Origin of the sequence: Amycolatopsis eburnea (assembly GCF_003937945.1) — a bacterium.
Taxonomy (GTDB): Bacteria; Actinomycetota; Actinomycetes; order Mycobacteriales; family Pseudonocardiaceae; genus Amycolatopsis; species Amycolatopsis eburnea.
Map to the genome: position 1 here is coordinate 352,766 of NZ_RSEC01000046.1, position 12,250 is coordinate 365,015.

Below are 12,250 nucleotides of genomic sequence, written 5' to 3' on the forward strand. Positions count from 1 at the left end.
CGCGACCTGCGCCGTTACCCCGTCCGCGGCGCGTACATGATCACCGCGACCCCGGCCAGGCACAGCAGCGCGCCGATGACGTCGTAGCGGTCCGGGCGGTAACCATCCGCGACCATCCCCCACGCCAGTGATCCCGCCACGAACACGCCGCCGTACGCGGCGAGGATGCGGCCGAAGTGGGCGTCCGGCTGCAGCGTCGCCACGAAGCCGTACAGGCCGAGGGCGAGCAGGCCGCCGCCGATCCAGAGCCAGCCACGGTGTTCGCGGATGCCCTGCCAGATCAGCCACGCGCCGCCGATTTCGCAGATCGCCGCCGCGAGGAACAGGAGGATCGAGCGCAGGACCACCCCCGGGATACTAGCCGGGTGCCGTTCACGCTGAGTCATCCCGCCGCCGTGCTGCCGCTGGCGAGGCGGCCGCTGGTGGCGTCCGCGCTCGTCGCCGGGTCGGTCGCGCCGGACGTCTTCTGGTTCGTGCCGCGGCTGCCCGGGGTCGGGCTGACGAAGACCCACGAGCTCGCCTCGGTCCTCTGGCTGGACCCGCTTCTCGCGCTGGTGATCCTGGCCGTGTTCCAGCTGCTCCTGAAGGAGCCGCTGCTGGCGCTGGCCCCGAGGCCGCTGGCCGAACGGCTCCCCCGCGGCTTCAGCTGGCGACGGCCGGGCTGGATCGCCCTCTCCCTGGTGCTCGGCGCCGCCACCCACGTCGGGTGGGACGCGTTCACCCACGAAAGCGGCGGCTTCCCGTTCCTGCGGATCCCGCTGGTCACCGGCGTCGACGTCGGGCGGCTCATCCAGCTCGTCAGCACGATCGCCGGGGCCGCGGTCCTCGCCTGGTGGCTGCGGAACTGGTACCGCGCCGCGCCCACCCGTCCGGTCCCGCCGGGCACTCGCCACCGCAAGCCCGTCGCGGCCTTCCTCACCGCCGGGGCGCTCACCGGCATGGCCGCCGAACTACTGCCGTTCCTGGCCCACCACGACCCGATGACCCGCGCGGGCGTGGCCGGCAACGCGACCTACCTACTGGTCACCGGCGCGTGCAGCGGGTTCCTCGCCGCACTCGTCCTCTACGCGCTCGCCTGGCACGCCCGGAAAAGCCGTGAAGGCCACCTTGGGGAACTTGAAGTTCCTCAAGGTGGCCTTCACGAAGCAGACGAGATCAGACGGTGAAGCCGAGGGCGCGCAGCTGCTCGCGGCCGTCCTCGGTGATCTTCTCCGGGCCCCACGGCGGCATCCAGACCCAGTTGATCCGGAAGTCCTTGACGAGCCCGCCGCTGGTCAGCGCGGCCGACGTCTGGTCCTCGATGACGTCGGTCAGCGGGCAGGCCGCGGACGTCAGGGTCATGTCGAGGGTCGCCGTGTTGTCCGGCTCGACGCGGATGTCGTAGACCAGGCCGAGGTCGACGACGTTGATGCCGAGCTCGGGGTCGACGACGTCGCGCATGGCCTCCTCGACGTCCTCGATCTTGGCGAGGTCGAGGTCCTGCTTCGCCGTGGTCTCGGCGTCGAGGTCGGCGGCGGTCCGGCCTTCGCGAGCGTCGGTGGCGGTGTCTTCGGTCATGCTTTCTCAGCTCCGTTGGTGGTCCGGGCGACGGCGTCCTTGAAAGCCATCCAGCCGAGGAGGGCGCACTTGACGCGGGCGGGGTACTTGGCGACGCCCGCGAAGGCGACCCCGTCCTCCAGCACGTCCTCGTCCGGCTCGATCTTTCCCTTGCCCTGCATCAGTTCCACGAAGGCGTCCATGGTGGTGAACGCCTCCTCAAGCGTGTGGCCGACGACCAGATCCGTCAAGACCGACGTCGAGGCCTGGCTGATCGAGCAGCCCTGGCCGTCGTAGGAGACGTCGGCGACCTTCCCGTCGTCGAGCTTCACCCGCAGCGTCACCTCGTCGCCGCAGGTCGGGTTGACCTGGAACGACTCGGCGTCGAACGGGTCGCGCAGGCCGCGCCCGTGCGGGTGCTTGTAGTGGTCCAGGATGATCTCCTGGTACATGCTCTCCAAGTTCACTGCGCCACCCCGAAGAACTTCTGCGCCTCGCGGATGCCCGCGACGAGCGCGTCCACTTCGGACAGGTCGTTGTACAGGTAGAACGACGCGCGCACGGTCGCCTGCGCGTTGCACGCGCGGTGCAGCGGCCACGCGCAGTGGTGGCCGACGCGCACGGCGATGCCGAGGCTGTCGAGCACCTGGCCGGCGTCGTGCGGGTGCACGCCGTCGATCACGAACGACACGGTCGCGCCGCGGTCCGCCAGGTCCGTCGGCCCGACGATCCGCACGCCCGGGATCGCGCCGATGCCTTCCAGCGCCGCCGCGGCCAGCTCGTGCTCGTGGGCCGCGATCCGGTCCATGCCGACGGCCGAGAGGTAGTCGACGGCCGCGCCGAGGCCGATGGCCTGCGACGTCATCGGGACGCCCGCCTCGAACCGCTGCGGCGGCGGCGCGAAGGTGGAGCCCTCCATGCGGACCATCTCGATCATCGACCCGCCGGTCAGGAACGGCGGCATGGCCGACAGCAGCTCGGTGCGGCCGTAGAGGACGCCGATGCCGGACGGGCCGAGCATCTTGTGCCCGGAGAACGCCGCGAAGTCGACACCCAGCGCGTGGAAGTCGACCGCACCGTGTCCATACAAACCGTGGGGCACCGACTGGCAGGCGTCGAGCACGGTGAACGCGCCGACCGCGCGAGCCTTCTCGACCAGCAGCGAAACCGGGTTGACCGTGCCGAGCACGTTGGACTGGTGCGCGAACGCGACCACCTTCGTGCGCGGCGTGATCAGTTCGTCCACATCGGACAGGTCGAGGCGGCCCTCCGGCGTCACCTTGAACCACTTCAGCGTCGCCCCGGTGCGCTGGCAGAGCTGCTGCCACGGCACGAGGTTCGCGTGGTGCTCCATCTCGGTGACGACGATCTCGTCACCCGGGCCGACCACGAACCGCGAGGCCTCGGGACCGGCGGTGGCGGCGTTGCCGAACGAGTAGGCGACCAGGTTGATGCCCTCGGTGGCGTTCTTGGTGAACACCAGCTCCTCGGGGTCGGCGCCGACGAACTCGGCGATCTTCGCCCGGGCCGACTCGTAGGCGTCGGTCGCTTCTTCGGACAGCTGGTGCGCGCCGCGGTGCACGGCGGAGTTCGACGTGAAGACGTAGTCGCGTTCGGCGTCGAACACCGCCTGCGGACGTTGCGAGGTCGCTCCGGAGTCCAGGTACACCAAGGGTTTCCCGTCGCGGACGGTGCGCGACAGGATGGGGAAGTCGGCCCTCAGGGCCGCCACGTCGAGTGGCAAAGAGCTGGCCGAGGTGGTGGTCATCGGGCCGACTCCTCTCTTTCTCGGTGTACGGGGGAACGTCAGACGGACGCGGGCTCGGACTTGCCCACGTACTTGACGTAACCGTTCTCCTCCAGCTCGTCGGCGAGCTCCTTGCCGCCCGACTCGACGATCTTGCCGCCGGCGAAGACGTGCACGAAGTCCGGCGTGATGTGGCGGAGGATCCGGGTGTAGTGCGTGATCAGCATGACGCCGACCTCGCTCGAAGCCTTGTACGCGTTGACACCCTCGGAGACGACGCGCAGGGCGTCGACGTCCAGCCCGGAGTCGGTCTCGTCGAGGATGGCGAACTTCGGCTTGAGCAGCGCCAGCTGCAGGATCTCGTGGCGCTTCTTCTCGCCGCCGGAGAAGCCCTCGTTGACCGAGCGCTCGGCGAACTCCTGCGAGATCTCGAGCTTGCCCATCTCCTCCTTGACCTCCTTGACCCAGTGGCGCAGCTTGGGGGCCTCGCCACGGACCGCGGTGGCCGCGGTGCGGAGGAAGTTGGACATGGACACGCCCGGCACCTCGACCGGGTACTGCATCGCGAGGAACAGGCCCGCGCGGGCGCGCTCGTCGACGCTCATCTCGAGGACGTTCTCGCCGTCGAGGAGCACCTCACCCGAGGTGACTTCGTACTTCGGGTGCCCGGCGATCGCGTAGGACAGCGTGGACTTGCCCGAGCCGTTCGGGCCCATGATCGCGTGCGTCTCGCCCGACTTGATGGTCAGGTTGACGCCCTTGAGGATCTCCTTGGCGCCTTCGTCGGTCGTGACCGAGGCGTGGAGGTCCTTGATTTCCAGGGTAGCCATTTCTTCGTTTCCTAAGTCAGAGAGGGCGGTCAGGCGCCAACGGCTTCGAGTTCGGCTTCGATCGCGGCTTCGAGGCGCTCGCGCACCTCGGGGACGTCGATCTTCACCAGGATCTCGTGGAAGAACCCGCGCACGACCAGGCGCCGCGCGGCCTCTTCGGCGATCCCGCGCGACTGGAGGTAGAACAACTGCTCGTCGTCGAACCTTCCCGTCGCGCTCGCGTGGCCGGCGCCTTCGATCTCGCCGGTCTCGATCTCGAGGTTCGGCACCGAGTCCGCGCGCGCCCCGGGCGTGAGCACCAGGTTGCGGTTGAGCTCGTAGGTGTCGGTGGCCTCGGCCGCGGCCCGGATCAGGACGTCGCCGATCCAGACCGCGTGCGCGTCGTCGCCCTGCAGCGCGCCCTTGTACATCACGCGCGACTTGCAGTTCGGGACCGCGTGGTCGACGAAGAGGCGGTGCTCCTGGTGCTGGCCCTTGTCCGCGAAGTAGACGCCGAGCATCTCGACGTCGCCGCCCTTGTCCGCGAAGGTCGCGGTGGGCGAGATCCGGACGAGGTCGCCGCCGAGGGTGATCACGGTGTGCCGCAGCGCGGCGTCGCGGCCGAGCTTCAGGTGCTGCTCGGAGACGTGCACGGCGTCGTCGGCCCAGTCCTGGACGCTGACCACGGTGACCTTGGCGCCGTCGCCGATGACGAACTCGACGTTGTCGGCGTAGGTGCCGGAGCCGACGTGGTCGAGCACGATGACGGCCTCGGCGAACGCCTCGGCGCGGACCTGCAGGTGCCCGTAGGCGACCTCGCCCTCGCCCGGGCCGTGGATCCGCAGCACGGACGGCTTCGACGCCTTCGTCTCCTTGGGCACCGTCACGACGGTGGCCTTGGTGAACGCCGAGTACGCCTGCGCGGCGATCCGGTCGCTCGGGACGCCGGCCTCGCCGAGGCGCGCGTCGTCGCGGCCGACGGTCTCGATCTTCAGCTCGTCCGCCGCGTCGGCGTCGAGGGTGATCTCCCCGGTGGCGGCGGCGGTGCCGTTGTGCAGGCCGCGAAGGCGCTTCATCGGCGTGAAGCGCCAGTTCTCCTCACGACCGCCCGGGACCTCGAAGGCCTCGACGTCGTAGGAGGTGAAGCGCTCCGCGCGGGAGGCGGCCGGAATGACCGCCCCCTCGCGAAGAGCCTCGGAAACGTTGTTCTCGGTAACCGACATGACTAGCCGACGGACCCTTCCATCTGGAGCTCGATCAGGCGGTTCAGCTCGAGCGCGTACTCCATCGGCAGCTCACGGGCGATCGGCTCCACGAAGCCGCGCACGATCATCGCCATCGCCTCGGCCTCGTCGAGACCGCGCGACATCAGGTAGAACAGCTGGTCCTCGCTGACCTTGGACACCGTGGCCTCGTGGCCCATGGACACCTCGTCGTTGCGGATGTCCACGTACGGGTACGTGTCCGACCGCGAGATGGTGTCGACCAGCAGCGCGTCGCAGACCACGCTGGAGCGCGAGTGGTGCGCCCGCTTCGCGACCTTGACCAGGCCGCGGTAGGACGTCCGGCCGCCGCCGCGCGCCACCGACTTCGACACGATGGTCGAGGAGGTGTACGGCGCGAGGTGCTCCATCTTGGCGCCCGCGTCCTGGTGCTGGCCCTCGCCCGCGAACGCGACCGACAGGACCTCGCCCTTGGCGTGCTCGCCCATGAGGAACACCGACGGGTACTTCATCGTCACCTTGGAACCGATGTTGCCGTCGATCCATTCCATGGTCGCGCCGGCTTCGCACTTGGCGCGCTTGGTGACCAGGTTGTAGACGTTGTTCGACCAGTTCTGGATGGTCGTGTACCGGCAGCGGGCGCCCTTCTTGACGATGATCTCCACGACCGCCGAGTGCAGCGAGTCGGACTGGTAGATCGGCGCCGTGCAGCCCTCGACGTAGTGCACGTAGGCGTCTTCGTCGACGATGATCAGGGTGCGCTCGAACTGGCCCATGTTCTCGGTGTTGATCCGGAAGTAGGCCTGCAGCGGGATCTCGACGTGCACGCCCTTCGGCACGTAGATGAACGAGCCGCCGGACCACACCGCCGTGTTCAGCGCGGAGAACTTGTTGTCGCCGGCCGGGATGACCGAGCCGAAGTACTCCTGGAACAGCTCCGGGTGCTCCTTGAGCGCGGAGTCGGTGTCCAGGAACAGGACGCCCTGCTCCTCCAGGTCCTCGCGGATCTGGTGGTAGACGACCTCGGACTCGTACTGCGCGGCGACACCGGCGACGAGGCGCTGCTTCTCCGCCTCGGGGATGCCGAGCTTGTCGTACGTGTTCTTGATGTCCTCGGGCAGGTCCTCCCAGGAGGTGGCCTGCTTCTCCGTGGACCGCACGAAGTACTTGATGTTCTCGAAGTCGATCCCGGAGAGGTCCGCGCCCCAGTTGGGCATGGGCTTCTTCTCGAAGAGCTTGAGCGCCTTGAGTCGCGCTTCGCGCATCCACTCCGGCTCGGACTTCTTCGCGGAGATGTCGGTGACGACGTCCTCGTTCAGCCCGCGACGGGCGCTGGCGCCCGCTTCGTCGGAGTCGGCCCAGCCGAACGCGTACTTGCCAAGGGACTCGATGGTCTCTTCCTGGCTCAGTGGCGCGGTGGTGGGAGTGCGCTGCTCGGCAGCGGCAGTCATGCGGGTTTCCCTCCATTCGGGATCCGTGCTTCGCGCCCAGTGGGCACCGTGCTTCCCGGCTCGGGATGGGCCGGGTTACCCGTCGTGACGGGCACGTGTGTGGTGCACGCGGAATCACCGCGCGCGATGGTCGCCAGCCGCTGGACGTGGGTGCCCAGCAGCCGCGCGAACGCCTCCGTCTCGGCCTCGCACAGCTGCGGGAACTCCGCGGCGACGTGGGCGACCGGACAGTGGTGCTGGCAGAGCTGCGCCCCCACGTTCTGGCCAGGGGCCGGTGCGCCGACCTGACGGGTCGACGCAGCGTAGCCCTCCCTGCTCAGGGCGGTCGCCAAGGCCTCCGCGCGCGCCGCCGGATCACTCGAACCGGTGATCGCCGGGCGGTGCGGGCCGACCAGCTTCTCGACGCGCTGCTCGGCGAAGGCGCGTACGGCGTCTTCACCGGCGTGCTCGGCGAGGAAGCGGATGGCGGAGACGGCGAGGTCGTCGTAGGCGTGGCCGAACCGGGCGCGGCCGGGCTCGGTGAGGAGGAACAGCTTCGCCGGACGGCCCCGGCCCCGGGGTCCGCGGCGCGGCGCGTCCCTCGTCTCGGCCTCGCCGTCGGCGAGCAGGGCGTCGAGGTGCCGGCGGACGGCCGTCGGGCTGATGCCGAGCTGCTCGGCGACCACGGCGGCGGTCATGGGACCCTGTTCCAGCAGCAGCCGGGCGACCTCTTGCCGGGTCTTGCCGTCGGCGCTGACCTGCGACGGGACGTGCGGGTGCGGGGCACGCGGCATGTCGCCGCCCGCCTGGTCACCCGCCTCCGTCTTTTTCACAACACAAGTGTGTCTTATTTCCCCGCGGTCGGCAAAGGCGGGGTGTCCGGCAGTGATCCGACTCACTCCGGGGCGGACCGATACCCTGCACCCGTGGCAGTGGGTGAGCAGGACCAGCAGGCGGCGGTGATCGCGACGGAGGGCGCACACCCGGTGACGCTTTCGCCCGTCCGCCCCCTCGAACCGCTCCCCCTCGAAGCCGACGAGCGGCGCGGGCTGAACGTCGTGCGCCGGTTCGGCACGGTCGGGTCGCTCTTCCTCGCCCTCGGCTCGCTCGGCGCCGGCGCCGCCCCGGTGATCAACCCGGTGCAGGAGATCCCGGTGCTGCGGCTGTTCACCCGCATCCCGACGGTGTCGCTGGCCATCGCCATCTCCGGGATGGGCATCCTGGTGCTGAGCTGGCTGATGCTCGGCCGGTTCGCCCAGCCCAGCCGCGAGCGGCTCGCGTCGCAGGGCCAGCTCGCCCGCACCATCGCGCTGTGGGTGCTGCCGCTGCTGGTGATCCCGCCGCTGTTCTCCCGCGACGTCTACAGCTACCTCGCGCAGAGCGAGATCGTGCACCGCGGCATGGACCCGTACGTGCTCGGCCCGGCGCAGGCGCTCGGCGTCGCCGACCCGTACACCGCGGGCGTGTCGAACATGTGGCGCGAGACGCCGGCGCCGTACGGGCCGCTGGTGCTGCGCCTCGGCGGCTGGCTGGCGCCCCTGGCGGGCAACAGCATCGCGGTCGGCGTGCTGCTGCAGCGCGTGCTCGCGCTGGCCGGCGTCGTCCTCATCGTCTGGGCGCTGCCGCGGCTGGCGCGCCGGTTCGGCGTCCAGCCCGCGACCGCGCTGTGGCTCGGCGCGCTGAACCCGCTGCTGATCTTCCACTTCGTCGCCGGCGCCCACAACGACGCGCTCGCCGTCGGCCTGATGCTCGCCGGGCTGGAGGTGGGCATCCGGCGGCTGCCGATCCGGGTGAAGGGCGACACGCCCCCGCCGCTGGCGCGGGGCGAACTGCTCTACATCGGGCTGGGCGTGGCGATCATCACGCTCGGCGTCGCGGTGAAGCTGCCCGCGGTGTTCGCGCTGCCGTTCTTCGCCGTGATGGTCGCGCGGCGCTGGCACGGCAGGCTCAAGGACCTCTTCCTGGCGGGCGCGCCGATGGCGGCGTGGTTCGGCGTCGTGCTGGTCGCCGTCTGCTTCGGCACCGGGCTCGGCTTCGGCTGGTTCGGGGCGACGTTCAACACCCCCGGGCTGGTCCGGTCGTGGATCTCCCCCACCGCCGAGCTGGCCAACCTCTCCGGCGTCCTGGGCATCGCGCTCGGGCTCGGCAACCACACGAACGGCCTGGTACCGATCCTCGGCGCGCTCGGCTACCTCGTCGCCGTCGCCATCACGTTCAAGTTCCTCTGGGACAGCTTCAAGTGGCGCTACCGGCCGATCATCGGGCTGGGCGTCTCCCTGGGCGCGGTGATGATCCTGCAGATCAACCTGCAGCCCTGGTACGTGCTGTGGGCGGTGATCCCGCTCGCCGCGGCGGCCGGGACGTCCCGCTTCCGGGTGGCCGCGGCGGTGCTGTCGGCGGCCCTGCCGTTCCTGCTGCCGCCCACCGGCAGCACGTTCGACGGCCGCCCGTACGTGCTGCCGTTCGCCTACGTCGCGGCGATCGTGGTGTGCGGCGGCGGGCTGCTGATCGTCCGGCGGCTGGCGCCCGTGCTGCTGTCCAGGCCGTCCCCGCGGGTGCCCGCGCGGGCCGAGCCCGTATCGTGACCCGATGTGAGTGCCCCCGCCGTCGAGATCACCGGGCTGGTCAAAAGCTACGGCTCCACCCGCGCGGTCGACGGTCTCGACCTGCGGATGGAGCGCGGCAGCGTGCTGGCCCTGCTCGGCCCGAACGGGGCCGGCAAGACCACCACCGTCGAGCTCTGCGAAGGCTTCCTCAAGCCTGACGCGGGCACGGTGCGCGTCCTCGGCCTCGACCCGGTCCGCGAGTCGGCGGCCCTGCGCCCCCGCGTCGGCATCATGCCCCAGGGCGGCGGCGCGTACCCCGGCGTCCGCGCCGACGAGATGCTCCGCCTGGTGGCGTCCTGCGCGGCGTCCCCGCTGGACCCGGCCTGGCTCCTGGACACCCTCGGGCTGGCGTCGGTGCGCCGCACGCCGTTCAAGCGCCTTTCCGGCGGCCAGCAGCAGCGGCTGTCACTGGCGTGCGCCCTGGTCGGGCGCCCGGAGCTGGTGTTCCTCGACGAGCCGACGGCGGGCATGGACCCCCAGGCCCGCCGCCTGGTCTGGGACCTGCTGGCGGCGTTGCGCCGCGACGGCGTCTCGGTGCTGCTGACCACGCACCTGATGGAAGAGGCGGAGGCGCTGGCCGACACGGTGGTGATCGTCGACCACGGCAAGGTCGTCGTTTCGGGCGCGCCCCAATCGCTGACGACGGACGAGACCGGCGCGGCGGGGTTGCGGTTCAAGGCCCGCACGCGGCTCGACACGGCGCTGCTGACGGCGGCGCTGCCGGAGGGGTACGCGGTGCGCGAGTCGGCGCCCGGGACGTACGTGGTGGTCGGCTCGGTCGACCCGCAGGTGGTCTCGACGGTCACGGCGTGGTGCGCCCAGCAGGGCGTGCTGCCGGAGGAGCTGCAGGTCGGCAAGCGGACGCTCGAAGAAGTCTTCCTGGAGCTGACCGGACGGGAGCTGCGGGCATGACGGTTTTCGAACCGGGCACCTTCACCCCGGCCCCCGGCCGCGGGTCGCTGGGCCGGATGCTGCGCACCCACGCGCGGGTCGAAGCGAGCCTGACGCTGCGCCACGGCGAGCAGGTCCTGCTCACGCTGCTCATCCCGCTGGCCCTGCTCATCGGGTTGTCGCTGCTGGACATCCTGCCTGCGTCGTCGCTGGGCTCGACGTCCAAAGTGGACTGGATCACGCCCAGGATCCTGGCGCTGGCGGTGATGTCCTCGGCGTTCACCGGCCAGGCGATCGCACTGGGCTTCGACCGGCGGTACGGCGTGCTGAAGCGGTTGTCGGCGACGGCGTTGCCGCGCTGGCTCCTGGTGGCCGGGCGCGTGGTGGCGGCGCTGGTGGTGGTCGCGCTGCAGTCGGTGATCATCGGCGTGGTGGCGGCGTTCCTGGGCTGGTCGCCTTCGGCTTCCGGGCTGGTGTCGGCTCTGGTTCTGCTTGTCTTGGGGACGCTGGCGTTCGGCGCGCTGGGCGTGCTGCTGGGTGGCGCGTTGCGCGCGGAAGCCGTGCTGGCGCTGGCGAACGTGGTGTGGTTCATGCTGCTGCTGGCGGGCGGGATCCTGCTGGCGCCGTCGTCGTTGCCCGCGGGGCTGGCTTTCGTCGTCGAGCTGCTGCCGTCGGGCGCGCTGGCGGAGGGCATGCGAGCGGCGCTGGTGGACGGGGCGTTCGCGCCGGGACCGATGGCGGTACTGGCGGTGTGGGCGGTCCTGGCGGGCGCGCTGGCTTCGCGGACCACGAAACTCACCTGAGTCCCCAGCGCCCCAAGGTGGCCTTCGGTGCGTCAGACGCACCCAAGGCGGCCTTCGGTGCGCGAGACGCAACCAATGTGGCCTTGGGGCGCTCCGTCCCGGTCTTCGCGTGACCTAGGTCCCTTGTGGCCGCGCCACCGTTCTGGGCGCCCGGACCTGCCGGAAGCGCGTTTCCCGGGCGCTCTACCATCGATGGGTGCCGTTCACCAGCCTCGTCGCCCGCCTGCCGTTTCCGTCCGCCGCCGTGCAGCGGGCCGTCGGGATCGCCGCGGTCCTCGCGCAGGCGCTGATCGGCGTCACCGGCTCCATCGTGCGCGTCACCGGGTCCGGGCTCGGCTGCCCGACCTGGCCGCAGTGCGTGGCCGGCAGCCTCGTGCCGAAGCACGACTCCGGGATCGACGCACTCAACCAGTGGATCGAGTTCGGCAACCGGATGCTGACCGGCGTCGTCATCGCCGTGGCCGCGGTCGCCGTCGTCACCGCGTGGCGCGTGCAGATCGACCACCCGGGCCGCACCCGCCTGGTGAAGCTGGCCTGGACGATGCCCGGCGGCGTCGTGCTGCAGGCCGTCGTCGGCGGGCTCACCGTGCTCGCGAAGCTGGAGTGGTGGACGGTCGCGATCCACTTCCTCGCCACGACCCCGCTCGTCTGGCTCGCCGTCCTGCTGCTGCGCGCGTTCCGCGAAGGCGACGAGCCCGCGAAGCCGCTGGTCCCCGCCGCCGGCCGGGGCATCCTGGTCGCGCTGGCCGCGGTGATGTGGCTCGTCCTCGCGGCGGGCACCACGGTCACCGGCGCCGGCCCGCACAGCGGCGACCTCAACACCCACCGCCTGAACGCCCCGGTCGAAGCGCTCGCCCAGGTCCACGGCGGGCTCCTGGTGCTCTACCTGCTGCTGCTCGCGGTGTTCGGCCTCCAGCTGATGCGCGTCGGCGCGCCGAAGAGCCTGTGGCAGCGCTACACGGCGGTCTGGGTGATCGCGCTGGCGCAGGGCGGTCTCGGTTCGCTGCAGTACGCGCTGGGCGTGCCGGAGGCCATGGTGTCCTTCCACGTGCTCGGCGCGATGGCGGTCATCATCGCGACGGCGACCCTGTGGACCGGCAGCCGCGACCGCGGCCCGGTGGTCTCGCTGGAGCCCGCGCCGCGCGAACTCGCGGCCGCCTGACCGCAACGCACTGGTAACTCCGCGTCGGGGTGCCCGTTTCGCC

13 protein-coding genes are annotated in these 12,250 nt (G+C 70.8%); 5 read left to right on the plus strand and 8 right to left on the minus strand.

The genetic code is table 11. The features are described from left to right. Positions 1-14: 14 nt before the first annotated feature. On the minus strand, positions 15-386 hold the full coding sequence (locus EIY87_RS20910) for a YnfA family protein (protein WP_191984202.1): 372 nt from the start codon (positions 384-386) through the stop codon (positions 15-17). On the opposite strand from EIY87_RS20910, the gene EIY87_RS20915 reads away from it, so the two are divergent. After that, positions 366-1,166, plus strand: a complete 801-nt coding sequence (locus EIY87_RS20915; protein ID WP_191984203.1) for a DUF4184 family protein — start codon at positions 366-368, stop codon at positions 1,164-1,166. The two genes, EIY87_RS20910 and EIY87_RS20915, sit on opposite strands and share 21 nt — an antisense overlap. On the opposite strand, the gene EIY87_RS20920 is transcribed toward EIY87_RS20915, so the two are convergent. From EIY87_RS20920 to EIY87_RS20950, 7 genes are read right to left on the minus strand one after another with little or no spacing between them, the layout of a single operon-like run. Continuing rightward, positions 1,156-1,557 (minus strand): metal-sulfur cluster assembly factor, encoded by a 402-nt coding sequence (locus EIY87_RS20920; RefSeq protein WP_125310720.1) that lies wholly within the window; start codon positions 1,555-1,557, stop codon positions 1,156-1,158. The genes EIY87_RS20915 and EIY87_RS20920 overlap by 11 nt on opposite strands. Further along, positions 1,554-2,003 (minus strand): Fe-S cluster assembly sulfur transfer protein SufU, encoded by a 450-nt coding sequence (gene sufU / locus EIY87_RS20925; protein WP_125310722.1) that lies wholly within the window; start codon positions 2,001-2,003, stop codon positions 1,554-1,556. The genes EIY87_RS20920 and sufU overlap by 4 nt, the downstream gene beginning before the upstream one ends. Next, positions 2,000-3,304, minus strand: a complete 1,305-nt coding sequence (locus EIY87_RS20930) for a cysteine desulfurase (RefSeq protein WP_125310724.1) — start codon at positions 3,302-3,304, stop codon at positions 2,000-2,002. The genes sufU and EIY87_RS20930 overlap by 4 nt, the downstream gene beginning before the upstream one ends. A 38-nt stretch (positions 3,305-3,342) precedes the next feature. Next, positions 3,343-4,113 carry a Fe-S cluster assembly ATPase SufC gene (gene sufC / locus EIY87_RS20935; protein WP_125310726.1) on the minus strand — a complete coding sequence of 257 codons (771 nt, stop codon included), beginning with the start codon at positions 4,111-4,113 and terminating at the stop codon, positions 3,343-3,345. A 29-nt stretch (positions 4,114-4,142) separates the two neighbouring features. Then, entirely contained in the window at positions 4,143-5,315 is a 1,173-nt protein-coding gene (gene sufD / locus EIY87_RS20940; RefSeq protein WP_125310728.1) for a Fe-S cluster assembly protein SufD, read from the minus strand. Between the two features lie 2 nt (positions 5,316-5,317). After that, positions 5,318-6,766, minus strand: a complete 1,449-nt coding sequence (gene sufB / locus EIY87_RS20945; RefSeq protein WP_125310731.1) for a Fe-S cluster assembly protein SufB — start codon at positions 6,764-6,766, stop codon at positions 5,318-5,320. Further along, positions 6,763-7,539: a helix-turn-helix transcriptional regulator gene (locus EIY87_RS20950; protein WP_191984208.1), complete on the minus strand. Its 777-nt coding sequence runs from the start codon at positions 7,537-7,539 to the stop codon at positions 6,763-6,765. Before EIY87_RS20950 ends, sufB begins: the two co-directional genes overlap by 4 nt. Before the next feature lie 138 nt (positions 7,540-7,677). Here EIY87_RS20950 and mptB point away from each other — a divergent pair, with 138 nt between their 5' ends. The 4 genes from mptB (at position 7,678) to EIY87_RS20970 (ending at position 12,207) form a co-directional block, all read left to right on the plus strand. Next, positions 7,678-9,330, plus strand: coding sequence for a polyprenol phosphomannose-dependent alpha 1,6 mannosyltransferase MptB (gene mptB / locus EIY87_RS20955; protein WP_225439967.1), 1,653 nt, complete (start codon positions 7,678-7,680; stop codon positions 9,328-9,330). Between the two features lie 6 nt (positions 9,331-9,336). Then, on the plus strand, positions 9,337-10,263 hold the full coding sequence (locus EIY87_RS20960; protein WP_125310736.1) for an ABC transporter ATP-binding protein: 927 nt from the start codon (positions 9,337-9,339) through the stop codon (positions 10,261-10,263). Then, on the plus strand, positions 10,260-11,045 hold the full coding sequence (locus EIY87_RS20965; RefSeq protein WP_125310739.1) for an ABC transporter permease: 786 nt from the start codon (positions 10,260-10,262) through the stop codon (positions 11,043-11,045). The genes EIY87_RS20960 and EIY87_RS20965 overlap by 4 nt, the downstream gene beginning before the upstream one ends. Positions 11,046-11,241: 196 nt before the next feature. Further along, positions 11,242-12,207, plus strand: a complete 966-nt coding sequence (locus EIY87_RS20970; RefSeq protein WP_125310742.1) for a COX15/CtaA family protein — start codon at positions 11,242-11,244, stop codon at positions 12,205-12,207. Positions 12,208-12,250 lie beyond the last annotated feature (43 nt).

Excerpts from the sequence above, each read along its gene's own strand:
- EIY87_RS20910 (WP_191984202.1), bottom strand. The coding sequence starts at position 386 with ATGACTCAGCGTGAACGGCACCCGGCTAGTATCCCGGGGGTGGTCCTG.
- EIY87_RS20920 (WP_125310720.1), bottom strand. The coding sequence starts at position 1,557 with ATGACCGAAGACACCGCCACCGACGCTCGCGAAGGCCGGACCGCCGCC.
- EIY87_RS20930 (WP_125310724.1), bottom strand. The coding sequence starts at position 3,304 with ATGACCACCACCTCGGCCAGCTCTTTGCCACTCGACGTGGCGGCCCTG.
- sufC (WP_125310726.1), bottom strand. The coding sequence starts at position 4,113 with ATGGCTACCCTGGAAATCAAGGACCTCCACGCCTCGGTCACGACCGAC.
- sufD (WP_125310728.1), bottom strand. The coding sequence starts at position 5,315 with ATGTCGGTTACCGAGAACAACGTTTCCGAGGCTCTTCGCGAGGGGGCG.
- sufB (WP_125310731.1), bottom strand. The coding sequence starts at position 6,766 with ATGACTGCCGCTGCCGAGCAGCGCACTCCCACCACCGCGCCACTGAGC.
- EIY87_RS20950 (WP_191984208.1), bottom strand. The coding sequence starts at position 7,539 with ATGCCGCGTGCCCCGCACCCGCACGTCCCGTCGCAGGTCAGCGCCGAC.
- EIY87_RS20965 (WP_125310739.1), top strand. The coding sequence starts at position 10,260 with ATGACGGTTTTCGAACCGGGCACCTTCACCCCGGCCCCCGGCCGCGGG.